This window comes from Chloracidobacterium validum (genome assembly GCF_018304825.1).
GTDB lineage: Bacteria > Acidobacteriota > Blastocatellia > Chloracidobacteriales > Chloracidobacteriaceae > Chloracidobacterium > Chloracidobacterium validum.
In genome coordinates, this window is sequence record NZ_CP072648.1 from 1858755 (window position 1) to 1885143 (window position 26389).

Sequence of the window (26389 nt, forward strand, 5' to 3'; positions counted from 1 at the left end):
TCAGGCAAGGATTTGCCTTGATTTGAGGTACTTGATTTTATCGCGCAGTGCCGCGGCCTTCTCGAATTCGAGCGCCTTGGCGGCAGCCCGCATCTCGACTTCGAGCTGGCTGATGGTCACGGCCAACGTTTCCGGGCTGTCGTCCTCAAACGCCGCCAAATCCGGCAGTGTTTTGAAGTACGCTGCTTCGTGGGCCGTCACCAGGGTAGCTTCGATGGGCTTGACAACCGTGCGTGGCGTGATGCCGTGTTCCGTATTGTAGGTCTGCTGGATTTGGCGACGGCGCTCCGTAATCTCTATGGCTTTGCGCATCGAATCGGTCATCCGGTCAGCGTAGAGGATGGCCTTGCCGTTGACGTGCCGCGCGGCCCGCCCGATGATCTGGATGAGTGAGGCTTCGCTGCGCAAAAAACCTTCCTTGTCGGCATCGAGAATCGCCACCAGCGATACTTCAGGCAAGTCCATGCCTTCGCGCAGGAGATTCACGCCGACCAGCACGTCAACCTCCCCCCGCCGCAGGTCGCGGATGATCTTGACGCGATCGAGCGTTTCGATGTCGGAGTGCAGGTAGCGCACATTGACGCCAACCTCGGCGTAGTAATCGGTCAAGTCCTCCGCCATCTTTTTCGTCAACGTCATGACTAGGGCGCGTTCACCGCGCGCTAGGCACTGCCGAATCTCGCCCAGTAAATCGTCAATCTGGCCGCGTACCGGACGCACCAGCACCGCCGGATCGAGCAGTCCGGTCGGGCGAATGATTTGCTCGATGATTTCCCCGCCCGTGCAGGCCAACTCGTAGGGGCCTGGCGTCGCGGAAACAAAGAGCACCTGGCCGACGCGCTGTTCCCACTCGGCAAAGTTGAGCGGGCGATTGTCGAGCGCACTCGGCAGCCGAAAACCAAAATCCACCAGGGTTTGCTTGCGCGAGCGGTCGCCGGCGTACATGCCACGCACCTGCGGCACGGTTTGGTGGCTTTCGTCCACGACGATGAGCGTGTCATCCGGTAGGTAGTCAAACAAGGTCGGCGGGGGCGCGCCCGGCGGACGCCCGGTCAAATGGCGTGAGTAATTCTCAATGCCACGGCAGAAGCCAAGCTCCCGCATCATTTCTAAATCATAGGTCGTCCGTTGGCGGAGCCGTTGGGCTTCCACGGTTTTGCCCTGCCCGATCAGCACCGGCTCCCAGGCGTCGAGTTCCTGCCGGATGGTCTCCACGGCGCGCTGTACGATGGGCTTGGGCGTCACATAGTGCGACTTTGGATAGATGGGATACTTGTGTGGGATGCGCTCGATGGTCTCGCCCAGCAGTGGGTCGAATAGCTCCAGGGTGTCAATTTCATCCCCCCAGAACGCAATCCGCAGCGCCTGCTCGGCATAACTCGGATGCACTTCGACCGTATCGCCGCGCGCGCGAAACGTCCCGCGGGCGAAATCTTCATCATCGCGGTCATACTGCAACTCGACCAGCCGCTCGATCAGCTTGTCGCGCCGGAGGTGTTGACCCGGCTCAACGAAGCAAATCATCCCAAAGTAGGCGTCAGGATCGCCGATCCCGTAAATGCACGATACCGAGGTGACAATGATGAAATCCCGCCGCTCAAAGGCCGCCCGGGTTGCCGACAGGCGCAGCCGGTCAATTTCGTCATTGATGGTGGCTTCTTTTTCAATGTAGGTGTCGGTTGAAGGAACGTACGCCTCTGGCTGGTAGTAGTCGTAGTAGCTCACGAAATACTCGACGGCATTGCGGGGAAAAAACCCCTTGAACTCCTGATAGAGCTGCGCCGCCAGGGTTTTGTTGTGCGCCATGACCAGCGCCGGCCGCTGCAAGGCGGCAATGACATTCGCCACCGTGAACGTCTTGCCGGAACCCGTGATGCCCAGCAGGATTTGGTGCTTGGCATCCTGCCGAAAGCCATCAACCAGGGCCGCGATAGCAGCCGGCTGGTCGCCACTAGGGGTGTACGGAGCAACGAGTTCAAACGGCATGACGCAGCCCTCGCGCCGAAGCGCAAAGATGCGGCTCGACTTTAGCGCCTTTCAGCCTCAGCGCAAGCCCCGCTGACTACTTGAATGCCTGGATGCCCGTGACTTCCGCGCCGATGATCAACGTGTGGATGTCGTGCGTGCCCTCATAGGTCAGCACGGACTCCAGGTTGTTCATGTGGCGCATGACCGGATATTCGGCGCTAATCCCATTCGCTCCAAGGATCGTCCGAGCTTCGCGCGCGACTTCGAGCGCCATGGCGACGTTGTTGCGTTTGGCCATCGAAATCTGCGCCGGCGTGACCTTGCCGGCATCCTTGAGCTTGCCGACGTGATAGGCCAGCAGTTGCGCCTTGGAGATTTCGGTAATCATGTCGGCCAGTTTGCGCTGCGTGAGCTGGAAGCTGGCAATCGGCTTGCCAAACTGAATTCGTGACAGCGAGTACTCCAGCGCCGTCGTGTAGGTGGCCAGAGCCGACCCGACCGCCCCCCAGGCAATCCCGTAGCGCGCCTGGTTCAAGCACGAGAGCGGGCCGCGCAACCCTTCCACATTCGGCAGAATGTTTTCTTCGGGAATTTCGCAATCCTGAAAAATCAACTCGGAGGTGATGGAGGCCCGCAGCGAGTGCTTTTTCTTGATTTCGGGCGCGCTGAAGCCGGGCGTTCCTTTCTCGACCAGAAAGCCTCGGATGCTGCGCGTGTCGGTGCCGGTCTTTGCCCACACCACCGCCACGTCGGCAATCGAGCCGTTGGTAATCCACATCTTCGCGCCGTTGAGCTTCCACCCGTATTTCGTCCGTTCGGCGCGCGTCACCATATCGCTTGGATTGGAGCCGTAATCGGGTTCGGTGAGGCCAAAGCACCCAATTTTTTCACCCTTGGCCAGCGCCGGCAGCCATTTGCGCCGCTGCTCCTCCGTGCCAAAGGTATAGATCGGATACATCACCAGCGAGCTTTGCACAGAAGCAAAGCTGCGCACGCCAGAATCGCCCCGTTCAAGCTCCTGCGTGATCAGCCCGTAGGCAAGGCTATTGAGACCGGCGCAGCCATAGTCTTCGGGCAGGGTACAGCCATAAAACCCCAGCTCTCCCATGGGCTTGATCAGCTCGGTGGGATAGACGCCGCGCTCATAGCAATCCTCGATGACCGGCAAGACACGCTCACGCACAAACTGCTGGGCGACATCTCGGATTTGCAGTTCTTCCGGGGTCAACAAACTATCAATGTTCAAAAAATCGGTCTGAGGCATGGGTATGGTTCTCTCCTTTTCAAAACGTGATGCGCCGCCAGCCGGGATGCTAACGACGCGGCCCAGATTCACTAACCAACCACGCCCGCTGCGCGAGTTCAACTGCTTTGGGAACGGACTCAATGGCGCGAAGGAGCTGCGGGTCAGCCGCTAACTGCACCCGAAAGCCGGCTTCCGTTCCATAGGCCGCCGTTGCCAAGTGCTGCCGGATTTGGTTCTTGATGAAATCCAGGTTCGAGGTCACGGCCGGTTCAAGCGCCGTGAACCGAGGATTGGTTTTGAGAAACTCACGAAAAGCGGCGATCACCTTGTCGGTGATCGGAAAATCGCCATCGCGGAGCTGCCGCCGATAATCCGTCCGCTCGATACGGTAATTGACCAAGCCTGGGACGAGACCGGCCGACAAGTGGCGCGCAAACTCAAACGTAGCATCTGAAAGCCGCCCCTGGGCGGCAGTGAAGGTTTGGGGCTTGACGATGACATCCGGGGTAATGCCGCCGCCGCCATACACTGTTCGCCCGGTATCCGTGGCTGCCGCTTCGCCGGTCGGCGGCGCGTCGGACGGCTGATGTGTGTAATAGGCATACAGCAACCCGCTCGTGTAAGAACGCTGGATGCAGCGACCACTCGGCGTGTAGTACTTTGCCGTCGTGAGTGTCAGCCCCGAACCAAAGGGAAGCTCAAACACGCGCTGCACCAGGCCCTTGCCGAAACTCGGTTCCCCAACAATCAGCGCCCGGTCGTGATCCTGAAGGGCCCCGGCAACGATCTCGGACGCCGAAGCCGAGTTGTGGTCAATGAGAACGACGATTGGCTTCTCAAACGGCGCGGTATTCTTGGCGCGATATTCGCGGGCTTCCTCTCCGTTGTAGCCCGCGCGCCCACGGACGGCGACAATTTTTTGGTCGCGCCGCAGGAACATGTCAGCCACGCTGACGGCCTGTGGCAACAGCCCACCAGGATTGCCCCGCAAATCGAGCACCAGGGACTGCATGCCCTGGGCGGCCAGCTCATTCATGGCCCGCCGCAGTTCATCTTCCGTCGTCGTGTTGAAGCCCCCGGAAAGCGCAACGTAGCCAATCCCAGGCTGAACCATGAAGTAGGTTCGGATCGAAGGCAGCGGCACCGCATCCCGGACAATCGAAAACGTCAGCGGTTTGGGAACCCCCAGGCGCTCGACCGTGATGGAGACCGGTTCGCCGCGTTCGCCACGGACTTTTTCGAGAACCTGGCGCGTCGTCCAGTCGGTTGCCGGCTCATCATTGACCTTGATGATGGCATCACCGGCGCGCAGTCCGGCGCGTGCGGCTGGGGTGTCTTCGATGGCTGCCAGGACGTACACCCGGTCGTGACGCCGCGCAATCGAAACGCCAATCCCATAGAAACGGCTGTGCTGCTCGGTGCGCATCTCCTGAAACTCTTTGCTGTCGAAAAAGTTCGAGTGCGGATCGAGAATTCGGAGCATGCCCTGGATGGCCGACTTCGTGAGCAGCTCAGGCGGGGTCTCAACGACGTAATTGGATACAACCACTTCCTGGGCTTCACGGATGACTTGTTCAAGCTCAACGCGCTGCTGCTGCTCCGGCTGCCCCAGCCGGCTGCCCCAGCCGGAGGCGCTCAAATGCATGGCGAGTCCACCTAAGCCGGCGGAGAGCACCACCACAAGCAACGTGAAGGGAGCGAAATAGCGATGCAGCATGGGTGTCATGACCAGTTCATACTGTGCGTCGAGGCGCAGCACAGGCAGATTAGGCCTTGCCGGCCGCCAGGGCAACTTGGTAGCCCTGAATCACCTCGTCAAGTTTTCCGGCATTGAGTGCGCTTTCGAGTGCCGCAACGACGGCCGGATCGTAGCGCGTGCCGGCAAACGACCAAATCTTTTGCACGGCAACTTCGGTGGACATCGCCCGCTGGTAGGGACGATTGGTCGTCATGGCGTCGAAGGTGTCCGCCACGCTGATGATACGCGCCATGAGCGGGATTTGATCGCCTTTCAGACCAAGGGGATAACCGCGTCCATCCATGCACTCGTGGTGGTAGTACATGCCGGGCACATACTTCTTCATCTGGGGAATCTCGGCCATGATCTTTGCGCCTTTTTCCGGGTGGGTTTTCATGATGGTGTATTCATCCTCGGTCAAGGCAGCCGGCTTTTTCAGAATGCGGTCCTCGATGCCAATCTTGCCGACATCGTGAAGCAGGGCCGCTACGCGAATATCTTCGATTTCTTCCCGACTTAGCCCCATGTGCTCGGCCATGAGCACGGAATACATTTTGACGCGCTCGGAGTGTCCACGGGTGTAGGGGTCTTTACCATCAATGGCTTCAGCCAGCGCCTTGACCGTCCCCAGAAACAGTTCTCGGTTTTCATTCACGGCAAACCGCAGGTCATTGATGTAGCGCTGGATATGCTCGGCCATCGCGTTGAAGTCATCCGCTAGTTGGCCGATTTCCGAGTGGCTGCGCACCGTGATGCGGCGCGAAAAATCACCGTCGGCAATGGCGCGCGCGCCACTGGCAACGGCAGCAATCGGCGAGGTGATCCAGTAGGCCAGCAGCAAGCCAACCAGGACCGCAAGCAGGGCAGTCACGAACGTGAGCGCCATTGCCTGCCAGATCATCTTGGTCACCGGTGAATACGCGGCCTCCTCGTTGATGACGGCAATGACACCGACCGGTAAGTCGGGCGCAATCATCGCCGTGGCGCAACTGCCCAGCATGGAGAGCTTCTGCTCACCCAGGCGGATTTCAAAAGGCTCGGCCAGGGGCGCAGAGATGTTGATGGCAATCGTGTCCTGCCACTTGGCGACAATTCCCCAGTCGCTGACATCGGTGGACGTGTACACCAGCGCCCGGTCAGGATGAGCCAAGATTCTTCCCTGCTGATCAACCAAAAACACGACGCGGCTGCCATTGCGAAGCAATGCCGCGTGGTCAAGGTTGTCACTGGCCGAGGTGACATTCACCAGATTGAAAATTGGCTCGAGGCTGGTCACGGCAACCACGACTTCCGCGCGCTCTGGGGAAGCATCTGGCCGCTGGAGCGAATGTGCCAGGACGATGGCAAACTCATTGCTCGAGGGGATATAGCGGGGCGTGCTGACATAGGTTCGGTCAGGGCGGCGACTGACTGCCGTCAAGGCTTCACCAACCGTCTTGCTGACTTCTTCAGCCGCGATTTTCCGAGTGTCCCACTGGGCAACGAGCTCAGTTTCCGCAGTTTTCCCCTGCGGCACGATACCAAGCAAAATCAAGTTGGGGTCATCCTCGAGAAACTGTGCCAGATGCCGGTTCCGCGTGGTTTCATCCTGCTTGAGGAGTGTGTCAACCCCGCCGATGGACTCAAAGGTGCGCGCCATGCCACTAATCTGGTGGCGGTAGCCGCCAATGTAGGTGCGCAACTCATTGGCGACCAACACGACCGACCGAAGCTGCTCGGCCCGCTCATTGAGGCGCATGGACTCACGCCCAATCCCAATCAGCTTCCAACTCACGGCTGCAAGCGGCAGCATCACCAAGGCGAGAATGACCGCCAGAAACGTGTAAAGAATTTTCGTTGACTTCTTACGCTTCACGGGGACACCTAACGACTCAAAGAAATCAATCGGCGGACTGGCAGGCGGAATCCGTGTTTTGTCGCCGACGGTCACGGGGTTGGCATGTGAGTATTCACGCCGCCTTCCTTTCACGCAAGCCAAGCTGACACGCACTTGACCAACCGCCTCAAGCCGAACCAATGTGCCGGTGTCACCCAGCAGTCCATGAAAAAGGCGTTGTCCGCCTCCGCTCGCGCATGGTAGTGTGAACTACTTTCTCGGAACAAATCTTCTCCCATTGGTAACAAGCGGTTTATCAAGAGCTTTCTTGAAAAGGTTCGAAGGCGGCTTCGGACGGCGGTGGAGTGTCCATGATTGCATTTGGTACATCGGGTTGGCGGGCGATCCTCGCGGATGATTTTACCTTTGCCAACGTTCGACTCGTGACCAACGCCATTGCCGACGAGCTGCAAAGCACCGGCTCTGGGGGGCTGGTTCTGGTTGGATACGATCCACGCTTCATGGCGGAAAAATTTGTCTCGCTTTGCGCCGAGGAGCTTGCCCTGCGCGGCTTTGACGTGCTGATGACTGCGCGCGACACGCCAACGCCGACCCTCTCGGTGGCCATTCGTGACCGTGGTGCGCGTGGTGGCATCAACTTCACGGCCAGTCATAACCCCCCGGAGTATGGGGGCATGAAATTCTCAACCGCCAACGGCGCTCCGGCGTTGCCGGAAGTCACCCAGCGGGTTGAAACCTTCATTCGGCGGCGCGTGGCTGACAGCACGCTGGCGATTCCGGTCATGCCCCGCGGGAACATCGAAACCGTTGACCTACGCGAGATGTACCTGGCCGTTCTTGCCGAAAAAGTGGACGGGGATGCGCTTCACCACCGGCCGCTGCGGATTGCCTATGACGCCTTGTGGGGAACCGGCCGGGGCTACCTCGACACGTTTTTGCAAGCCCTTGGCTGTGAAGTGACCGCGCTGCATAACTGGCGAGACCCGTACTTTGGCGGACGCAGCCCAGAGCCATCGGAGGCAAACCTGGCGGAGTTGAAGGAAGTGGTTCTCCGCGACGGCTATGACCTGGGACTCGCCACCGACGGCGACGGCGACCGCTTTGGCATCGTGGATCGGGACGGCAGCTTCATCCCACCCAATGCGATTCTCGCGCTCCTGGTTGACTACCTGCACGAGTCGCGTGGCTGGCGCGAAGGTGTCGGGCGGAGTGTGGCCACGTCCCACTGGTTGGATCGGGTGGCCGCTCTTCACGGCATTCCGGTTTACGAAACGCCGGTTGGCTTCAAGTATCTTGGCGAACTGATTTTAGAAGAAAAAATCTTTCTCGGCGGTGAAGAAAGCGCCGGATTGTCCATCAAGGGACACATCCCGGAAAAGGATGGGCTACTGGCTTGCGCGCTGGTGGCTGAAATGGTGGCGCGCCGGGGGCAATCGGTCGGCGAGATGCTGGCGGCGCTGTCACGCGCGGCCGGGCAGGTGGTGAATCGGCGGGTTGGGGTCCGCCTGTCTCCAGAGGGACAAGCCAAACTGCGGCAGACATTAGAGGAAACACCACCGGAAGCTTTCGGTGGTAAACATGTGAAACGCATTGATCGAACCGATGGGGTGAAGTTTTTCTTGGAAGATGAAGCATGGGTGTTGATCCGCCTGTCAGGCACGGAGCCGTTGGCCCGTTGTTATGCCGAGGCGCGCACAGAGGCGGAAGTGGAGGTGCTCCTTGAGTCAGGCACGAGTTTCATTCATCAGTGACTACCAACTACGCAACGAACAAGTTCTAGCTCTGCCCAAGCCGCGGTCGCTGGCATTTGGCATTCCCTTTCACGCGATTGTGGCGATGGTCATCATCGGCCTGACGGGCGTGTGCATTACGGTCACGCTCCGCACCCAAGCTGAACTTCACGCCGCCGCCGCCGAACACACCCGCTTACGAGCCAGCATCGAAAAGCAAGCCGCCGAAAACCAGCAACTCCAGTTCGAGCTGAACCAACTTGACCGCGATCCGCGCGCCATCGAGCGGTCGGCGCGTGAAATGGGATGGGTCAAGTCCAACGAAGTGGTCATCATTCTGGGCGAACCAGTCCCCGTGCGGACGCCTACCTTGCGCAGCGACAACGAGACAATCAAAGCACAGGCCGGTAGGCGCTAGCGGTTTGGTGGAACAGTCTGTCTTGACCGGTCGGGACGTAGTTGTGGACGGCATCGGTCCTGACCCCTCCCCGTTTCAAGCGCCTAGGACTGCGCTGAATCGCCTTTTGCTTCCGGGGCAAGCAGCCCAAAACCATAGAGTAGCCCGGCAACGATGAGCGCCACCGGCATAAGCAGGAGCGCCACGGACAAGGTCTGTGTCGTTGGCGATAACCCACACCAGGCAGCAACCGATGAAACGACCGCCGGTGGCGGCTGCCCGGCAGTTGCCAACCCGCGCAGGTACGTGGAAATCCATCCGACCAGCGCCAGCGAAATACCATCGCCAAAGACGTGAATGGCCACGACGAGAAAGCCGGTCGCGGTCGTCCGCAAGTTGGGGGCAACCAAACTGACCACCAGCGTATTGGCCGGCCCATTGCCAATGTAAACCAGAAAGAGCGTGATGAACGTGCACGCCTGATACACCCACGGCGTCGTTGAAACCAAGGCCACGAACATCGGGATACAAGCCAAACCACCGCTTACCGCGCACAGCAGGAAGTAGCCACGCACACCACGGAGCCGCTGATTGAGCGCATCGCCCAGAAACCCTCCGATCAGGCTGCCAAATGTTCCCCCAACCACGGCGCAGATACCGAGCACCAGGTTGGCCTCTTTCTCACTGAGGCCCTTGTCAGTTTTCATCCACTCCGGCGCCCAAAAGACCAGGGCCCCCAGCGCGAAGGTCACGGCGGCATAACCCAGGCAGGTGAAGACATAACCACGGTTGTTCAGCAGCCGCCAGTACCCTTCCATCCAACCGATGGATTCCAATGCCGCCGCCTGTTCCGTGGGTTCGTCCATCACGCCGCGCTGTGGCTCGCGGATAAACGCCATGGCCGTTGCGGCCAACAGACCCGGCAACCCAACGATCAGGAGCGTATGCCGCCAGCCAAAAGCATCCGGCGCGCCGAGGTAGCCTCCCAAAATGAAGCCGGCCGCCGCGCCAATCGGAATTGTGGACTGGAAGATGCTCATCACCAGTCCACGCCGCGCCTTGGGGAAATAGTCCGCCAGCAGGCTGGGCGCAATCGTGGCATAGTTTGCCTCGCCAACCCCAACCGCGGCCCGCGCCACGAGCAACTGCATCAGGCTACGCGCCAAACCGGCGGCGGCGGTCGCCAGGCTCCAGATGAAAATCCCAATGGCAATCAGCCGGCCGCGGTGATACCGGTCGCCAAAGTATCCGAAGAGTGGCGAACACAGCGTATAGACCCAGGTGAAGGCACTTCCCACCAAACCCAGTTGGGCGTCGGTGTAGCCAGTCTCAGCCTTGATGTATGGAACCAGCGCCGAGAAGATATACCGGTCAACGTAGTTGAGTAAGTTGAGCAGCGTCAGCGTTGCCAACACAAAATAGGCATAGGCCGTCGCCTGACTTGCCGGCGAGGTCGGAGCGGCAGCGCGCATAGGCGGCAAAACACCCTTGATGTAGTCAGTGCATGCGCCCTAGATACTAGAGGACGCCAGCCGGGTTGGCTAGCGAACAGGCGCGGGCAAGCCGTTTGGGGTTTGCCGCACAAATCGCAAGGACGACTGACCTGGAGCCTGGCGCGCCCTAGGCCGACCGATCAGCCAAGACGACCCGCGCCGTGTTGTAGCCGCTCGCGCCAAAGACGCCGCCGCCCGGATGTGTACTCGCGCCCGTCAAGTAAAGCCCCGGAATCGGCGTTTTGTACGACGCCAGTTCCGGCAGCGGACGAAAGAAAAACATCTGATCCAGCGACATTTCAACGTGCATGACGTTGCCGCGCAGCAGCCCTAGCTTGCGCTCGATTTCCACCGGCGTCTGGATGTAGCGCCCGATGATTTTTCCACGCATGTTGGGCGCGTAGCGGCAAACCACATCGTAGATTTTATCGGCCTCCCGTTCGGCAATGGCATCCCAGTTTTCACCGTTTGAAAGCTCGTAGGGGTGATACTGCGCCCACGTAAAAAGCGTGTGCTTGCCAGGCGGCGCGAGCGTCGGGTCAATGGCGGAAAAGGTCATGGCGACGACGCTTGGATGCGCCGGGGGCCGCCCGAGTGAGAAGTCCCGGAAGCTGCTGGCCAGGTACTCGGCCGACGGGCACAGCAGTTGCAGCGCGCTATGACAGGGCGCGATGCCGTGCGCATCCGCCGTTACCCCTTCATACTGCGGCAGTTCCTCGACCGCATGCCGGACAATCATGCCAAATCCATTGCCAACCCGAATGTTGGCCACGCGCTGCTTGAGGTCGCCGGGACAATCCTCGAGCAACTTGAGAAAGGTGGTTTGCACGTGACAGGCGCTGACGACGCGCCGCGCCTGAACCACCTCGCCGTTCGTCAGCTTGATGCTGAAGGTGCCGTTGGCGAGGCGGGCAATGGCGGAGACTTCGGCCTCGACCTGGAGTTCCCCGCCATGCGCCACGAAGCATTTGGCCAGGGCCTGGGTCAGCGCGCCCGAACCACCCTTGGCGCGCTTCGCGCCGGTCTGATGAATCATGGCATTCCAGCCAAACATATCTCCGCTGGCGACTTCATTCGGCGCTGGGCCCGACTGCGCCGCCAGCCAGAGCATAGCCGCCCGCAGGTGCTCGTTTTGGAAAGTTTCACGAATGACCTGCCCATAGGGGGCCATGAGCTGGCGCGCGGTTTCGAGCGAACCCCAGGCCCGCCGCGACCGAAAACTGGTCACGCTGCGCTTGAGCGCCGTCCAGAGAATTTTTTGTGGATCGGGAGCATCGAGAAAGACCTCGAAAATCGCTTCGTTGAGTTCGCCCCAGTGAGCGACGAACTTGCGGTACTGCTCGGCGTCGGCGGGCGAAACGCGGGCAATGCTGGCACAGGTGGCTTCGATATCCCGGTGAAATGAGATCGTGTGTGGGGTTCCCAAAACCGGGTAAAACGCCCAGGGGTCCATCTCGATATATTCTAGCCCGTACTTGGCCAGCTCGAGTTCGGCAATCACCGGCGTCCCGTGAATCATGATGTGCGCCGATGAGCCGATATCGAACTTGTAACCCGGAATGATTTCTTCCGTGCAGACCGCCCCGCCAACCACCGGACGACGTTCCAGCACCACAACCGAACGTCCGGCTTTTGCTAGGTAGGCGGCGCAGATGAGTCCGTTGTGTCCGCCGCCTACCACGGCGACATCATAACAAGTCGCTACCTCTGACATAGTTTGAACCAGGCCGCGGCGCATCCGGGGTCGCGCGGCAAATACTCCACAGTGAGATAGAGCCAAAAAAGCGGTGAGGGGTGAGAGGGGCGCATCACCGGCGGAGCATCCAGACCCGGCCGCAAGTCTCGCCCGCCGAAAGTGCCTCTGGTCATCGGCTGTGAGCGAGGTCGGCCGGGACGGCCAACTGCGCGGCAATCGCGTCGGTGATGATTTGAAAACTCGCCGGCGTCGCCGTTCCATTCACGGCCTGCACCATCGCGCCATCGGGTGCGATAACGACAATCCGACACTGTCCGAAGGTCAGTCCGTACGCTTCTGAAACCACGCCATCCCAGTCAATCAACACTTCTTTTGGGGAAAGCTTTTCAATGCTTGTTCGCACCAGCTCCCGAAACAGTTCCGGTACGCCCCGAAAAGCCGCAATGCCGACAATGTCAATCTGATCTCGAAACTTCAGATACAACGGCTCAATCCAGCTTGCCAACTGAAACGCGCTCACCATATCGCCAAAGCATAAAACTGTCACCAAGTCACGCGGGAAAGCATAGACATGGGTCACACCATGGTGATCGTCGAGCGAAAATGCTTGCGCCTGAGTGGACATCAAAAGGAAGTTCCTCAGCTAAAAGATACAGGGGGTTTTAGCGATAGAGCCGCTTCATGGTTTGCTTGATGAGGTAGCTCAGTTCCCGGCTTGTTTCCTCAGCCAGGGTTTGGGCAACTGCTTTTTCCACCACTGGTGGAGACCAGCCAAAGTTGATGAGCGCCGAAACGACATCGCGCTTCAGCGGCTCGTCGCCATCCACGGCGGACGGAGCCGTCGGCTGGGGGAGCGTCACGGCAGGGAGCTTGTCGCGCAGTTCAATAATGATACGCTCGGCCGTCTTTTTTCCGATACCCGGGACGCCGGAAAGCCGCCGCCCATCACCAGACAAAATCGCCTGCGCCAAGTCAGGTGGCGCAAAGCCGGAAAGCACGGCCAGCGCCATCCGCGCGCCGATCCCGGAAACCGAAAGCAATCGCACAAAGAACTCCCGCTCCGTACGGTCATGAAAACCATAAAGCGATAATGCGTCTTCGCGGACGAGCAAGTACGTGTGCAAGACTACGCTTTGCCCGACTTCCGGCAGGCGGTCGTACGTGTAAAGCGACACCCCAACGTCGAAGCCCACACCACCCACGCCAATCACGACTGACGCCGACATTTTTTCTAAAAGCGTTCCAGCAAGCTGACTAATCACCGCGGCCGTCCCTTTCCCAAGGTAGGCAGTTCCGTTGCAGCACACATGTACCATACCGCAATCGGCCTGCCTTTGCCGCACGTCTGATGCCCGATACGGAAAGCCGCGCGCGTTCTGGGTTGCGAAATGTGTTTTTATAAACGAACTTAGGTGCAAGGCAGCTTGTGCATACGATTCGACCACGCAAGCGGTCTGAACAACCTACCTGGAGATCCCCCTATGGCGTCGTTGAATGTCATCCGCGAGGCGAGTTGTGCTGAAGGCTTCTGCTCGCTGGGCTGTATTGCTTGGCTCTACCGCAAAATTCGCGGTTCGTTTTTCCTCATCGTGGGCAGTCATACTTGCCAGTACTTCATGCAATCGGCGTTGAGCGTGATGATTTTTTCCGAACCACGCTTTGCCACAGCCATTATCGAAGAAAGCGACTTGGCAGCGAAAACCGCCGACTTCGCCCACCTCGAACTCGACCGCATCGTGGGTGACATCGTGCGGGAGTACAACCCGACCATCGTGTTTCTGGTTGGCACGTGCCCGGCCGAGATTATCAAGGTTGACCTCCAGAACATCGGCGAAATGCTGACGCAAAAATACGGTCGCCCGGTGATGTTCGCGCCGGTTTCCGGGCTTGAACACACCTTTACCCAAGGTGAGGACGGGGTGTTGCAGGCACTGCTCACCATTTCACCCGAAGAAGCGCCCGGCACGGCGCGGGAGCTACTCCTGGTCGGCGCGGTCGGCGACCTCGTGGAAGATGAAATCCTGGAGCAACTCGCCGAACTCGGCATTCCGGTGCGCGGTGTCTTGCCAGCCCGTGATCCCCGCCGCTTGCCGGCCATTGGGCCGAATACGGTCGCCGTCGCGCTTCAGCCTTACCTTTCCATGACCATGAACGCGCTCAAGCGCCGGGGTGTGGAAGTCCTTGCCTGCCGAACGCCCATCGGCCCGGCGGCAACCCGGCAGTTTTACGAAGCCATTTGCCGCGCCTTTGGGAAAGAGCCACCAGACCGCCTGGTGGAACTCGAAGCCGAGGCCTGGGAACGGATCGGGCCGGAGCGCGAAATGCTCATCGGCAAACGCATTGCCATCATTGGTGATAACCTGCTCGAACTGCCCATTGCCAACTTGCTCTATGAAATGGGGGCGGAGATTGTCGAACTTTCAACGCCTTACTTCAACCGCAAAGCCATGGCAGCCGATGTTGCCTGCCTGCCGGATGGACTGACGCTTTACGAGAAACCAGATGTGATCGCGCAAGCCGAGCGGGTGATTGCCCTCAAGCCCGACCTGACCATCTGTGGGCTGGGGCTGGCCAACCCGTTCGAGTCGCGCGGACTTCCAACCAAGTGGTCAATCGAGTTCACGTTCACGCCGATCCACGGCTTCAAGCATGCCAAAGACCTTGCGGAAATCATTGCGCGGCCTGTCCGCCGTGGGAACTTGATGGCGCAACGTGGCTGGTATGTTGACCAATCCGCGCCCCGCGTCCCGGCCTAAGCGCCGCCGTCTCTCTCCCGACCGCCGCCGCAGGTTGTGAGACTGCCGCGGCCGGCGGGTAGGCTTTGATTGTCTTGGTCTTTTTTTAGGAGTCATATCCATGCGATTGCACTATTGGACGTATGAAGGTCCGGCCCACGTCGGCGCGTGTCGGGTGGGAACCTCAATCCCCGGCGTACATACCGTGCTCCATGCGCCCGGCGGCGACTCTTACACCAGCGTGTTGTTCACCATGATTGACCGGCAGTGCGGATTTCCAACCGTGACGAACGTCAGTTACGGACGCAAGGAAGTTTCCACCACCGGCGTGGACCGGATGATGACTGTTGTCGAGCAAGTCGAACGAACGCACAAGCCGCGGGTCATCCAGGTGATTCCAACGTGTACGTCCAACCTGCTCCGGGAAGACGTTGGCGGCGCCCTCAATCGCTTACAGCCCCAGTGCGAGGCCCAGCTCGTCTTCCTGCAACTCAATGCGTTCTGCGAAAAGGAAGACCAGGGCGCGGATATGACCTTTGCCGGACTGGTTGAACAGTTGGCAACGGGCAGCGCGGAACGGACGCCGGAGCCAAGCGTCAACATTCTCGGCCTCACCAGCCTCGGTTTCCGCCACCGGGATGACCTACGGGAAATCACGCAGATGCTTCACCAGTGCGGGATTCGGGTCAACGCGGCGCTGCCCTTTGGCGGCTCGGCCGCCGACTTTCACCGCCTAGGACATGCCTGGTTCAACATCGTGCCCTATGCCGAGATTGGGCTGCGCGCGGCCAAGGTGCTGGAGCAACGCTTCGGGCAGCCCTACCTGGCCCATGCCCCAATCGGCATTCAAGCCACTCAGGAATTCATTGAACTTGTGCAAGCCAAAGTCGAAGAACTCGGTGGGAAAACCACCAACTTCCGCCCCCGCCCAGAAACCATGAGCCGTGTCCCATGGTATTCCCGCTCGGCCGACAGCCACTACCTAACGCCGAAACGGTCATTCGTCTTTGGCGTCGCGTCCCACGCACTCGCCGTCGCTCGGATGATGGAAGAAGAAATTGGCATGCGCCCCCTGGCCGTTGGGACATTCTCCTACGAGCATTCGGAAGCTTTTCTGAATGAATGTCAGCGCCGTGGTTGGCAGGGTTTTTACTCCGATGACTTCAAAGAGGTTGAACGACAGATTTCAGACCTCATGCCCGACCTTGTCTTGGGAACCCAAATGGAACGCCATTCAGCGCGACGGCATGAACTGCCGGCGACCGTCATCAGTTGCCCAGCTCACGTCACCGACTTTCCGGCTCGCTATTCTCCATTTGCAGGTTGGGAAGGCGCTAATGTAATCTTCGACGCAGTAACGCACACATTGACGCTTGGTTTGGAATCGCACTTGATTGATATGTTCCGCGAAGTACCGGGCGCAGAACATGACTCAGTACTCGGCGCTGTCAGATTGCCAGACTTGCCGCCGGATTCGCCGTCGCCAACGGGTGCCGTCACCAGTGGGACATCACGCCCGACTGAGCCGGCGGGAGCCACCCAAGCGGCGACGCCAACCGCAGTTGCCACGCCCCCCCAGGCAGTAGCGGCAGGTGAATGGTCCGGTGATCCACGGTGGACGGATGAGGCGCTAGCGGAGTTGAAAAAAATTCCTTTCTTCATCCGTAAGAAGGCAATGCACAACACTGAGAAATACGCCCGTGAGCATGGGCTGCGTGAGATCCTCCCTCAGACCATTCACGCCACGCGGGATGAACTGTCACGCAAGTGAAATTCTCACCGGCTGATGTGCGCGCACCAACCGAGCGACATCCTAAGGAGCCTATTCAGTAATGGGTCTTTACATCGCGATTGGTTTAGTCGTTGTCATTCTCGTTGGCGCCGTCGCATTCTTTTTACTCAAAAGCAAAAAACCGGAGGAAGCGGGCCTAGGGCTGACTGGAGGCGCGCCGCCAGCCCTAGACAATCGCGCTGAGGAACAGCGCCGACTCGAAGAACAACGCCGTGCCGAGGAAGCTACCCGGCTTGCCGCCGAAGAAGCCCGCCGTGCTGAGGAGCAGCGCCGACTCGAAGAGCAACGCCGCGCTGAGGAAGCTGCCCGGCTTGCTGCCGAGGAAGCCCGCCGTGCTGAGGAGCAGCGCCGCGCTGAAGAACAACGCCGTGCTGAAGAACAACGCCGTGCTGAGGAGCAGCGCCGACTCGAAGAGCAACGCCGCGCTGAGGAAGCTGCCCGGCTTGCTGCCGAGGAAGCCCGCCGTGCCGAGGAGCAACGCCGACTCGAAGAGCAACGCCGCGCCGAGGAAGCCGCCCGGCTTGCTGCCGAGGAAGCCCGCCGTGCCGAGGAACAACGCCGACTCGAAGAGCAACGCCGCGCCGAGGAAGCCGCCCGGCTTGCTGCCGAGGAAGCCCGCCGCGCTGAAGAAGCCCGCCGTGCCCTGGAAGCGCAACAGCGAGCGCAGCCGGTTCCAGACTTCGATGTCAACAAGGTGGCCGACCCACCACCACCCCCAACGACGGGGGAAACTGAGATTCCAGCGTACTTCACGCCACCAGGCAACCAAACCGTTCCGGCTGGCGGACAAGTGGCGGTTGGTGCAAGCCAGCCATCACAGCACAAAGCCAGCGAAGACCTGCACAAGATCGCCCAGCGGGTGGCGCGGACGATTGTCAGTGACATCAAAATCTACAATCCGCAGAAAATTGAGCAGGGCATTGCCCAGAAAAACCTCTATGACCTGCTCAAGAAAGAGTTTGACAGCAGCATCAAAACCTATGAGGACCGAGCTGATCCGCAGGTGCGTGCTGAGTCAAACTACCTGTATGAACATATCGTCAAGTCACTCTGCAATGGCGACCCATCCGTGCTGGGCATCAACTTCCCCATGGACAAGTTCCGCCAGCCATAAGCGTAAACCACTTCGATGCCCCAAAAGCGCCCTCCATGGTGGGGGCGCTTTTTTGGCTATGTTGTTTGGTGACGCTGGCCAGGCCAGGAACGCCTGATTACCTGGAACGAACTTCCCCAATGACTTGCCATACGCTGTGCCGCCGCCGAATCCAGTAACGGAGCAGGTCCACGCGGTAGGCAAAGGTTTCATCGCCGTGTTTTTCGAGTACTTCGTTGCGGAATAGTTCTTCAAGCGTCAAACGAATGGTCGTTTCGGAGAGCGTTACCGGATAGTTTGACTCGGCAATCCGCGCTACCAGTCGCCCGGCCGTGATGACATCGTTTTCGTCAATCAAGGTGTCGGCAGCCAACGCCAAGACCAATTTTTCGTCATCGCTCAACCCATCCCAGAAATACATCATTTGCGGGAGCGGGTTATTAACCACTTCTTCGACGATTGTAAGAACATCGGCACGCAATACGTAGTGCCGCTCTTGCTCGTTGAGCAAGTCAACGATGTTTTGGCAGAGCACCTGCGTGTAAAATGGTTGCCCGGCTGTCAGCCGGACGATCGCATCCACCACGCCACGCCCATAGACGACGCAATCCTTGACCGGGTCTGTAATCAGACGCCGGGTGTCATTCGGCGTCAGGTAAGACACTTTGCGAAAGAGCGACCGGCGCAGCAGGTCACGCCAGAAACGCCGATCCCGGTCTTCGAGTCGCCGCGACCCGGTAAAGACAAACGACAACCGCTCGTGGCGGTCGAGCAAGCTTGCCAGAAAGGGCAGCAAGTCACGCGAGAGCTTGCCATCTTCAACTTTTGTTTCAAACAGCTCGTACTCATCCACCAACCACACCATTTGCCGGTTGCCAATGTGCCGCAATGCCGCGCCGATGAAATCTCGAAACCGGTCATACGGGTTGCCAGAGTGTCCGCCGGACTCGGCGGTGAAGTCCTGCCCAGACTCAGGCAGCGGGTCGAGGGGCAACCGCGCGAGGGCTTCCGTGATCAGCCGGGCAACCCGGTTGAAAAACTCACCGTCACTCCGAACGAGCATTTCCTGCATGTCAATGAAAACCGGGGCGAAGGCTTCGCCCAGTCGTCCATTCGCAATCTGGTAGAGAATGGAGCTTTTTCCGGTGCGGCGCTCACCGCAAAATACGATGACCAAGCCCTGCGGTGTGCCTTCGAGCTTGCGCGCGACATATTGGAAATCGTCTTCTCGCCCAAAGAACATGGCCTGCGAGCGAATGGGGTTCCCGACAACATAGGGATTGCGCCCGATGGGGGTGAACTTGCGCAGGGCCGGCGGCAGCACGTACTCGCGGCTGCGCGCGCGCTGCACAAACCAAGCGCCGGTTCCCCCGCCGGTCATGACCAGCACGCAGACCGCCCAGAACCAACCGCGTAAGTAAAAAGGTGGATCAATCCACACGATGTAGCGCTGCACAGGCGCATGGCGGCCATACAAGTCACGGCTCAGGGCGCGAACCTCAAAAACATGCTCGCCGGCCGGGAGACCCGACACGGCATATTCAACGGGCACGGTGACGGCGCTATCTGGTGAAACCTGTCGCCAGTCCGCGTCACGGCCAGCGATTCGGTAGAAGTACGTGATGGGTCCAGCTTGACTCACCGCCGCGAAGCGAAATTTCAGGCGATGAAAACCGGCACGGAGTGAAACCTTTTTCCCCGTGGCTTCCGTGCCAGCCACGTCCAGGGCATCCGCTTCCGCGCCATCCACTTCCAGGCGAATGTCCACCGTCGGCGGGCGGGGATTCGGGCGATGCCGCACCAACCCGGCATCCGTTGCCATCCAGATGACGCCATCCTGGGTTTCCACCATCATTCGCAGACGTGGACCGCCTAAATCGTAGTGGTCGCGCCGATAGGTCTGCACCACGGTTTCATTGTCGAGCAAAAATTTGCGCAGGTTGCCGTCCCGCAGCCCAACCCACAGAAAAGACTCCAACGGGTCTGGCTCAACATAGAGTGACTGCACATCTCCCCCCTGCACCGCCGCGCGAAACCCATCTGGGACAAAACCCACGCCATCGAAGGTCTCTATGCCCCGTCCGGTTGCCAACCAAAAGCGGCCGGCTCGTGGCTGCTCGACGATGGCGCGCACATCGAGGCTTTCCAGCCCAAGTGTGGCGCCGATGACAACGAGTTCAGCCGTGCTTGGCTCGTAACGGTACGCACCCTCGCTGGTGGCAAGCCACACGGCCCCGGAGCGGGAGAGCATGGCCATGCGGACTTCCCCATCGAGCGGAATGGCTTCGCTATCCAACTTGAGCGTTTCAGGGTCGAGTTTGAACAGGGCTTTTGCGGTTGCCACCCAGAGCGTTTGGCGCGTCGCGTCGAGGAGCAGTGAGCGCACTTGGGCAAAGGGCCGGTCGCCAGCGCTCACCGGTCGGACGCTGGACCCATCCCACAGCCAAAGCCCTTGTTCCGCTCCAACCCACAGACGCTGGTCGGTCGCCAGCAAGGCCCGAACCGCCAGCGTTGACAGCTCCGGGCGCAGGCTCTGGAACTGAATCCCATCAAAGGCATAGACGCCGCGCGCGGTGCCCACCCAGAGACCACGCCCATCGGCGCGCGGCGCGATCGCGTAAACATCGCTGTCAGGCAGTCCCCGGCTGGTGTCAAACACCACAAAACTGTAGGCATCATGCCGCAGCGCCCCGTTGCGGGTGGCAAACCAGATGTTTTGTTCGAGGTCACAGGTCACACTGGTGACGTCGGTATCCGTGAGAAGTTCCGCCGTCTCGTTCCGGCGCGGGTCATAGACCAGAACACCCCGCCCGTCGGCGCGGGCGCACCACACCCGCCCCTCACTGTCCACACAGCAAGCGCGCAATGGCTGCTGGAGCAGCGCGCCGGACACCGCAGTGAGGGGTCCACCCGGCGGAGCCATCCACAATCCAGTTGCGGTGGCGCACCACAGCGTCGGCTCATAGGGATCGGCGGCGATGCCATACACTGCCTCGGTGGTCGGTTGGGTGAGCCAAGGTAGCCGTTCCCAAGCTTGCCCCGGCTGCCACCAAAACAACCCCAGCCCGCTGGCTACGGCAAGTCCTCCGCCGGGCAGCGCCTGAAGCGCCGTGACCGGCGTTGTCCCGATTTCAGCCATCCACGCGCTATGTGGCGCAGACGGCGAGTAGCGATACAGCCCGCTTTCCGCGCCGACCCAGAGTTCACCACCAGTTCCGGGCAGGAGACACCGAACATTGGGGATGGATTCGTCACGGAACACAACCGCTGTGGCGTCTGGCGGTAACGCGGCCAAGCCGCTGGACGTGCCAAACCACAATGTGCCATCAGCAGCGCGCGCCAGCGCCGTCACCGATCTTCCGGCCAGCCGAGAGAGCTTTGACTCTGGCGTTTCCGATGACCAAAAGGCTTGTCCATCAAAGCGGCACACCCCGGCGGAAGTGCCAAACCACACACTGCCATCACGGTCGGCGAAAACGGTTTGAACCTGATTGCTTGGCAAGCGTGGCGTGACGAACGAACGATCCAGGCTGCGGACACCCAGCGGAATCGTGGAAACCCGGCTCAGAAGCAACGTCAACTCCATCGTCGTCCGCTCGCCGGTGATGACGGTCTCGACGGTTTTGGCTTCGTAGCCGGTCACAACCGCGGTGACTTCATACGTGCCGGCTTCCATGCGCCCAAAGAAGTACTCGCCCCGCCGTCCTTCAAGGGCGCGCAGGGCGCTCACTTCCCGCCGCTCCTTGAGGCGCGCGGTGACGATGGCGCCGGACATCACGGTGCTGGTTCGCCCGTCACGCACGGCCACCCGGAGCGAACTCGGCGACAACTGAAGCTTGATGTCACCCACGGCTTCATCTGGACGATTGAGGGTGACAGCCTGCGTTTGCGGACGATAGCCACTCACGGTTGCGGTCAGCACATACTTGCCGGTTCGCGGGATGGAAAAGGCAAAGCGCCCATCGCCAGTCGTAAGCAGGGAGGCAGTCGGAAAGTTTGGTCCTGCGCAGGTCACTTTGGCATCCGCCATCGGCGCGCCCGTCTCGCTCACGACCAGGCCACTGATGGTCAACCCCGGCGTGGTAGGTGACTGCGCGATCAGTTTCCCGCCCAGTGCCGCCAACCAGAGCATCAGCCACCCACCGATAAACCAGCCAACTGTGCGGCCGCGGCCGCTCACACTCGACAACTTGTACTGTTCCGGCTTTCCCACGGCGAAGTATAATTGCATACTGAGTAGCCAACCCGTTGCCTACGATTCTCGATTCCGTTGTCTCCACACTGCTTCCATGCCTAAAAAAGCGTCGGCTTCATCCAAGATTAATCTTGCGCTCAAGCGCGAACTCCAGGACTTTCAGGTCAACCAACTCAAGCGAAACTTCAGCGACCTCTATGCCTCGAAGGACTATGGCCAACTGTGCGAGTTTTTTGCCCAGGATATCTACGCGCCGCGTGACTTCGAGGAACGCAACCGCAGTTTCGAGCAAATTTCCAGTTACTTTCGCAACTCGCTCGGCGAGCGGTTCTTCCACGGACTGATTCGCCTGCTCGACCTCTATGAGATGTCGGATGGCATGGACAACCTCATGGTCATCACGCTCGAAAGGATGGGGGTCAAGAAGGGTATTTCGCAAGCGCAGTACGACGAGGCCTACTATCTGTGCAACAACTATGACGAGCGGATCGAACAACTCGATCTCATCGTCGAATGCTTTCACTTCACGCACAGTCTCTGTCGGTATCGGTTGATCGGGATGATTCTCAAAACCGCCCGGCTCACCTCGCACATGTTTAGCTCATCAAAAGACAACATCGTTGACATGCTCCAGCGTGGTTACGATGCGCTTCGTCCGGTCAAGGACATCCAGCCATTTACCGACACCATCTACGACCGCGAACTCAAGCGGCTGAACCGTATTTATGACTTCTACAGTCAACAAGTTGCCTCGTCCTAGCCCCTCCCTCAGCCCGGCCGGCCGGCCGCCGTCACCGCCAACGCCCCGCCCACCATCCAGCCGGCGTCACCGCCTGCCTCAATCGAGACAACCAGTCGGCCGCGATAAGACGGCCCTCGTCCTCGCCGGTGGTGGCATTACCGGCGTTGTCTATGAGATTGGAGCCCTTCACGCGCTCGACCAGTACTTCGGGAAGGACTTCACCATCGCCGATTTTGACATGATTGTTGGCTTGTCGGCCGGTGGTTTCGTTGGCTCGTTCCTGGCCAACGGGGTCACGCCCGAAGCGATGTTTACCGCGCTGCGGAATGACCCGCACGCGCCGATTGCCCCATTTCCGAAGTGGGATGTGTTTCAGCCAAACTTCGCCGAGTTTTTTGAGCGTGCGCTCGCCCTGCCCTGCACCCTGGCCGCAAACACCTTCAAGCGGCTGCGGAGCGCGACGGTGGGTGGCAACCCGTATGTGAGCGTTTTTGATGAAATTCTGCCATCCGGCCTTTTCACCAATGACCGCGTAGAAAGCTACGTACGGCATAGCCTGCACCGGCTTGGACGCACCAATGACTTTCGCCAGCTTCGGCGCACGCTCTACATCGTGGCCACCGAACTGGACACCGGCGACCGCATCGTGTTTGGGGATGAGGCACATGACCATGTGCCGATTTCCAAGGCCGTCCAGGCCTCAACCGCCATTCCGCTGTTTTACCGCCCGGTCCGAGTTGGCCGTCGTGACTACGTGGACGGCGCCATGCGCAAAACGCTGCACGTGGACATTGCCATTGCCAAAGGGGCAAAGCTCATCGTGTGCATCAACCCAGTCGTGCCGCTGCGCAACGACATCGAACGAGAAGCCGTGCCACTGTTTGAAGGCAAGGGGCGCTACTTGCGGGAAAAAGGCTTTGGTTACATTGCCTGGCAAATGCTGCGCGTGCTGCTGCATTCGCGCATCGAGCTGGGACTCGAACGCTACCAACGACTCTACCCGGACGTGGACATCATCCTGATCGAGCCACGGATGGATGATTACCGGATGTTTTTCCACAACATCATGGACTACGAGGCCCGCGTGCCACTCGCCAAGCATGGCAACGACACGGTGATGGCGCATTTGTCCGAGCACTTTGACGAATACGCCGCCATTTTTGCGCGTCATGGCATCGAGCTGGCGCGCCCCGGCCGGCGCATTCCGCTCTCGGTGCCGGCTCACCGACCGGCGCCCCCGCGCGCGCCGGCCCTTCGGTCAGACCTGGACATCTCGCGGTTGCAGGCATCGCTCGACGCCCTCGAGGCGCGGCTGACCGACCGGACGCCACCACCGCCAGAAGCCGTGGGACGGCTCATCGCAACGCAAAGCGAGCGCTAAAGACAAAGCGATGAAAGAAGCTCGTGAGTAGTTCCTCGCTCGAAAGCCACAAAAAAGCCTCCAGGATGAGGCTCTGCTCTCATGCTTTCTTTTTCAGCACAAACACATATTCGTGCCTGAAGACATAAAAGCCTCCCAAGAGCGCGCGATACCGCCAAAGCTGCTCCTGGTTCTGCTTTGCGCGGTTTCCCTGCATGTCTTTCACAACAATCGACTTCAAAATAAATTCTCGTTTCAGTGCTTCCTGCATGACATAAAAGCCCAGAGGAATCCACGCCGAGTCGGCGTATTTGTCACCGATGACGATTATCAAAAAACGACCCGGACGAAGTTTTTCGGTCGTATTTTCAATGACTCGTCCCAATGCCTCACAAAATGCTGCTACAGTTGCCTGATTTGATAAGTCATCAGGGCTGTCAGAGAATTTGATGATATCGTGATAGGGTGGATGAAGCATGACCAGATCGACTAGGTCACGACCTATGCGCTCCAAGGCTTCAACGATGCGGCCTTTGATGTCTGGGCTTGAAGAATCGCCAATAATGACGTGGTTTTGAATGCCGTGCCGGTTTGGTTCGAGCGCGATTCGCGCCGTGGCCTTGTGCGCCACTTCGGACAAAAGTTCAATCCCGATTCCGTGCCGACCGCAGCGCTGTGATTCAATCAGGGTCGTTCCACTGCCAAGAAATGCGTCCAAAACCACATCGCCCCTTTTTGTGTAGCGCTGAATCACCTGCCGGGGAATCTGAGGCACGAAGTTGCCGTGGTACTCGGCGGTATGTGCGCCGCTCTTGTCCCTTGATGGGATGAGCCAAAGACTGTCGGTCCAAATGTCCGTGAGCGATTTCCAATTCTCTAAATCGAGGTCGTTGATTGGATTTTGTTTTTTCTTTCCCTTGGCTTCATGACGTTGTTCTTCAAAACATGACCCGCTGCCAAAGTCGGGGAAGCTTTGCATCGCCTTACTTTTTGTTTTCATCGTTTTTGATGAACGCATCAAGTGGTTTACCGTAGGACGGGAACGGGCACCGGCCTTTCGGTCAGGCCTGGACATCTCAGGGTAGCCAGTCAGCGATGAAAATGTTGGTCTCGCCCATGGCGCGGCCGTTGCGGTTCGAAGCAAAGACCAGCTTTTTCCCATCCGGTGAAAACATGGGAAAGCCATCGAACGTCTCCTCATAGGTGACGCGCTCTAGCCCCGTGCCATCCAGATTGACCAAATACAGCTCGAAGTTGCGTCCGCGTGGGTCATCCATATTCGATGAGAAAATAACCTTTTGGTCATCGGGCGTGAAGAATGGCGCAAAGTTGGCTTTGCCGTTGTTGGTCAACCGGCGGGGGTTCGTGCCATCCACGTCCATCACGTAAATATCCAGTTGTGACGGGCGGATGAGGTGCTCTTTCAGCAGCGCTTGGTATTCGTCGAGCGCCTGGCCTTGCGGGCGGCTCGCCCGCCAGACGATTTTCTTGCCATCATGGGAAAAGAATGCGCCGCCATCGTACCCCAGCGCATGCGTCAACTGCCGCACGTTCTGGCCATCGGTATCCATGATGTAAAGCTCCAGGTCACCGGAGCGGTCAGACGTAAACACAATGTGCTTGCCATCCGGTGAAACCGTGGCTTCGGCATCATAGCCGGGCGAATCGGTGAGGCGGATGAGGCGTTTACCGTCCAGGCTGGCTTTGAAAATGTCGTAGCTCGGATACAGCGCCCAGACATAGCCACGTGAGAAGTCCGGGCGCGGTGGGCACTCACGCTGCATGAGGTGGGTCGAGGAATAGATGACGTGTTTGCCATCGCGGAGAAAATAGGCGCAGGTCGTCCGTCCGAGGCCGGTGCTGACCAGGCGCTGGCGCGCGCCGGTGATGTCCATGACGTAGATTTGATCGCAGGCGCGGCCGTCGCGGGTGGATTGGAAAATGAGCCGGCGGCCGTCGAATGAAAAGTACGCTTCGGCATTTTCGCCGCCAAAGGTCAGTTGACGCAGATTGGCCAGGTGCTTTTCCCGCGAATCGAGCTTGGGTGCCGGGTAGGTCTTCGGTGAGCCTTGCTGGCCGAGACGGGGCTGCTGGGCGCTGCCCGGCAACGCCGCCGTCAGCCACAGGAACGCGCCGGTGAGGCACAGGTAGGTGGCTTGCCGTAAAACCAGGCCGGGTCGCCGACAGATGCGCATTGCCATTGTTTCTCCGAATGTCAAAAGGTTTTCAATGCCAAAGCAGAGTCGGCTATCATTGCCGTCCGAGCTGATTTGGGCAAGCGGTTCAACCACTTCACGCGCGGCTGCCAGCACGCCACCAGAATCGTTTCTGAGCAAAAGGACTGCACATTCCGCGTGACGCAAGGTA

The 26389-nt window shown here is 59.4% G+C and carries 18 protein-coding genes; 7 read left to right on the forward strand and 11 right to left on the reverse strand.

What is annotated here, in order from left to right:
- The 4 genes from uvrB to J8C06_RS07785 all read right to left on the reverse strand — a co-directional run bounded on the left by uvrB (window position 1) and on the right by J8C06_RS07785 (window position 6807).
- The gene (gene uvrB, locus J8C06_RS07770) at window positions 1–1986 is read right to left on the reverse strand and encodes an excinuclease ABC subunit UvrB (RefSeq protein ID WP_211428147.1); all 1986 of its coding nucleotides are present in this window, start codon (window positions 1984–1986) and stop codon (window positions 1–3) included.
- Between the two features lie 76 nt (window positions 1987–2062).
- The gene (locus J8C06_RS07775) at window positions 2063–3232 is read right to left on the reverse strand and encodes an acyl-CoA dehydrogenase family protein (protein ID WP_211428148.1); all 1170 of its coding nucleotides are present in this window, start codon (window positions 3230–3232) and stop codon (window positions 2063–2065) included.
- Between the two features lie 49 nt (window positions 3233–3281).
- A complete protein-coding gene (locus J8C06_RS07780) occupies window positions 3282–4973 on the reverse strand; it encodes a S41 family peptidase (protein ID WP_211428149.1) in 1692 nt (563 codons plus the stop codon).
- Between the two features lie 7 nt (window positions 4974–4980).
- Window positions 4981–6807 carry an HD domain-containing phosphohydrolase gene (locus tag J8C06_RS07785; RefSeq protein WP_211428150.1) on the reverse strand — a complete coding sequence of 609 codons (1827 nt, stop codon included), beginning with the start codon at window positions 6805–6807 and terminating at the stop codon, window positions 4981–4983.
- A gap of 332 nt (window positions 6808–7139) precedes the next feature.
- On the opposite strand from J8C06_RS07785, the gene J8C06_RS07790 reads away from it, so the two are divergent.
- A complete protein-coding gene (locus J8C06_RS07790) occupies window positions 7140–8540 on the forward strand; it encodes a phosphoglucomutase/phosphomannomutase family protein (RefSeq protein WP_343216846.1) in 1401 nt (466 codons plus the stop codon).
- Window positions 8509–8937 carry an FtsB family cell division protein gene (locus J8C06_RS07795; RefSeq protein WP_211428152.1) on the forward strand — a complete coding sequence of 143 codons (429 nt, stop codon included), beginning with the start codon at window positions 8509–8511 and terminating at the stop codon, window positions 8935–8937. Before J8C06_RS07790 ends, J8C06_RS07795 begins: the two co-directional genes overlap by 32 nt.
- A gap of 83 nt (window positions 8938–9020) precedes the next feature.
- On the opposite strand, the gene J8C06_RS07800 is transcribed toward J8C06_RS07795, so the two are convergent.
- The 4 genes from J8C06_RS07800 to ruvA all read right to left on the reverse strand — a co-directional run bounded on the left by J8C06_RS07800 (window position 9021) and on the right by ruvA (window position 13421).
- Complete coding sequence (locus J8C06_RS07800; protein ID WP_211428153.1) at window positions 9021–10388, reverse strand: spinster family MFS transporter; 1368 nt, start codon at window positions 10386–10388, stop codon at window positions 9021–9023.
- Between the two features lie 148 nt (window positions 10389–10536).
- Window positions 10537–12123, reverse strand: a complete 1587-nt coding sequence (locus tag J8C06_RS07805; RefSeq protein WP_211428154.1) for a phytoene desaturase family protein — start codon at window positions 12121–12123, stop codon at window positions 10537–10539.
- A gap of 151 nt (window positions 12124–12274) precedes the next feature.
- A complete protein-coding gene (locus tag J8C06_RS07810; RefSeq protein WP_211428155.1) occupies window positions 12275–12730 on the reverse strand; it encodes a hypothetical protein in 456 nt (151 codons plus the stop codon).
- Between the two features lie 37 nt (window positions 12731–12767).
- Complete coding sequence (gene ruvA, locus J8C06_RS07815; protein ID WP_211428156.1) at window positions 12768–13421, reverse strand: Holliday junction branch migration protein RuvA; 654 nt, start codon at window positions 13419–13421, stop codon at window positions 12768–12770.
- Between the two features lie 165 nt (window positions 13422–13586).
- Here ruvA and J8C06_RS07820 point away from each other — a divergent pair, with 165 nt between their 5' ends.
- The 3 genes from J8C06_RS07820 to J8C06_RS07830 all read left to right on the forward strand — a co-directional run bounded on the left by J8C06_RS07820 (window position 13587) and on the right by J8C06_RS07830 (window position 17746).
- On the forward strand, window positions 13587–14861 hold the full coding sequence (locus J8C06_RS07820) for a ferredoxin:protochlorophyllide reductase (ATP-dependent) subunit N (RefSeq protein ID WP_211428157.1): 1275 nt from the start codon (window positions 13587–13589) through the stop codon (window positions 14859–14861).
- A 100-nt stretch (window positions 14862–14961) separates the two neighbouring features.
- Window positions 14962–16611, forward strand: a complete 1650-nt coding sequence (gene bchB, locus J8C06_RS07825) for a ferredoxin:protochlorophyllide reductase (ATP-dependent) subunit B (RefSeq protein WP_211428158.1) — start codon at window positions 14962–14964, stop codon at window positions 16609–16611.
- 61 nt (window positions 16612–16672) lie between these two features.
- A complete protein-coding gene (locus J8C06_RS07830; RefSeq protein WP_211428159.1) occupies window positions 16673–17746 on the forward strand; it encodes a hypothetical protein in 1074 nt (357 codons plus the stop codon).
- A gap of 97 nt (window positions 17747–17843) precedes the next feature.
- Here J8C06_RS07830 and J8C06_RS07835 read toward each other — a convergent pair whose 3' ends face one another.
- Window positions 17844–21956: a two-component regulator propeller domain-containing protein gene (locus J8C06_RS07835; RefSeq protein ID WP_211428160.1), complete on the reverse strand. Its 4113-nt coding sequence runs from the start codon at window positions 21954–21956 to the stop codon at window positions 17844–17846.
- A 58-nt stretch (window positions 21957–22014) separates the two neighbouring features.
- Here J8C06_RS07835 and J8C06_RS07840 point away from each other — a divergent pair, with 58 nt between their 5' ends.
- Together J8C06_RS07840 and J8C06_RS07845 are read left to right on the forward strand one after the other, a co-directional pair.
- Window positions 22015–22680 carry an FFLEELY motif protein gene (locus tag J8C06_RS07840; RefSeq protein WP_211428161.1) on the forward strand — a complete coding sequence of 222 codons (666 nt, stop codon included), beginning with the start codon at window positions 22015–22017 and terminating at the stop codon, window positions 22678–22680.
- Window positions 22646–24043, forward strand: coding sequence for a patatin-like phospholipase family protein (locus J8C06_RS07845; protein WP_211428162.1), 1398 nt, complete (start codon window positions 22646–22648; stop codon window positions 24041–24043). Before J8C06_RS07840 ends, J8C06_RS07845 begins: the two co-directional genes overlap by 35 nt.
- Window positions 24044–24122: 79 nt before the next feature.
- Here J8C06_RS07845 and J8C06_RS07850 read toward each other — a convergent pair whose 3' ends face one another.
- Entirely contained in the window at window positions 24123–25040 is a 918-nt protein-coding gene (locus tag J8C06_RS07850; protein ID WP_246602104.1) for a DNA methyltransferase, read from the reverse strand.
- Between the two features lie 58 nt (window positions 25041–25098).
- A complete protein-coding gene (locus J8C06_RS07855; RefSeq protein WP_246602007.1) occupies window positions 25099–26358 on the reverse strand; it encodes a TolB family protein in 1260 nt (419 codons plus the stop codon).
- Window positions 26359–26389: the final 31 nt, after the last annotated feature.

What these genes read in the sequence shown, in the direction of transcription:
- uvrB (WP_211428147.1), bottom strand. Translation starts at nt 1,986, where the DNA reads ATGCCGTTTGAACTCGTTGCTCCGTACACCCCTAGTGGCGACCAGCCG.
- J8C06_RS07775 (WP_211428148.1), bottom strand. Translation starts at nt 3,232, where the DNA reads ATGCCTCAGACCGATTTTTTGAACATTGATAGTTTGTTGACCCCGGAA.
- J8C06_RS07790 (WP_343216846.1), top strand. Translation starts at nt 7,140, where the DNA reads ATGATTGCATTTGGTACATCGGGTTGGCGGGCGATCCTCGCGGATGAT.
- J8C06_RS07800 (WP_211428153.1), bottom strand. Translation starts at nt 10,388, where the DNA reads ATGCGCGCTGCCGCTCCGACCTCGCCGGCAAGTCAGGCGACGGCCTAT.
- J8C06_RS07805 (WP_211428154.1), bottom strand. Translation starts at nt 12,123, where the DNA reads ATGTCAGAGGTAGCGACTTGTTATGATGTCGCCGTGGTAGGCGGCGGA.
- J8C06_RS07810 (WP_211428155.1), bottom strand. Translation starts at nt 12,730, where the DNA reads ATGTCCACTCAGGCGCAAGCATTTTCGCTCGACGATCACCATGGTGTG.
- ruvA (WP_211428156.1), bottom strand. Translation starts at nt 13,421, where the DNA reads ATGGTACATGTGTGCTGCAACGGAACTGCCTACCTTGGGAAAGGGACG.
- J8C06_RS07820 (WP_211428157.1), top strand. Translation starts at nt 13,587, where the DNA reads ATGGCGTCGTTGAATGTCATCCGCGAGGCGAGTTGTGCTGAAGGCTTC.
- bchB (WP_211428158.1), top strand. Translation starts at nt 14,962, where the DNA reads ATGCGATTGCACTATTGGACGTATGAAGGTCCGGCCCACGTCGGCGCG.
- J8C06_RS07830 (WP_211428159.1), top strand. Translation starts at nt 16,673, where the DNA reads ATGGGTCTTTACATCGCGATTGGTTTAGTCGTTGTCATTCTCGTTGGC.
- J8C06_RS07835 (WP_211428160.1), bottom strand. Translation starts at nt 21,956, where the DNA reads ATGCAATTATACTTCGCCGTGGGAAAGCCGGAACAGTACAAGTTGTCG.
- J8C06_RS07840 (WP_211428161.1), top strand. Translation starts at nt 22,015, where the DNA reads ATGCCTAAAAAAGCGTCGGCTTCATCCAAGATTAATCTTGCGCTCAAG.
- J8C06_RS07845 (WP_211428162.1), top strand. Translation starts at nt 22,646, where the DNA reads ATGACTTCTACAGTCAACAAGTTGCCTCGTCCTAGCCCCTCCCTCAGC.
- J8C06_RS07850 (WP_246602104.1), bottom strand. Translation starts at nt 25,040, where the DNA reads ATGCGTTCATCAAAAACGATGAAAACAAAAAGTAAGGCGATGCAAAGC.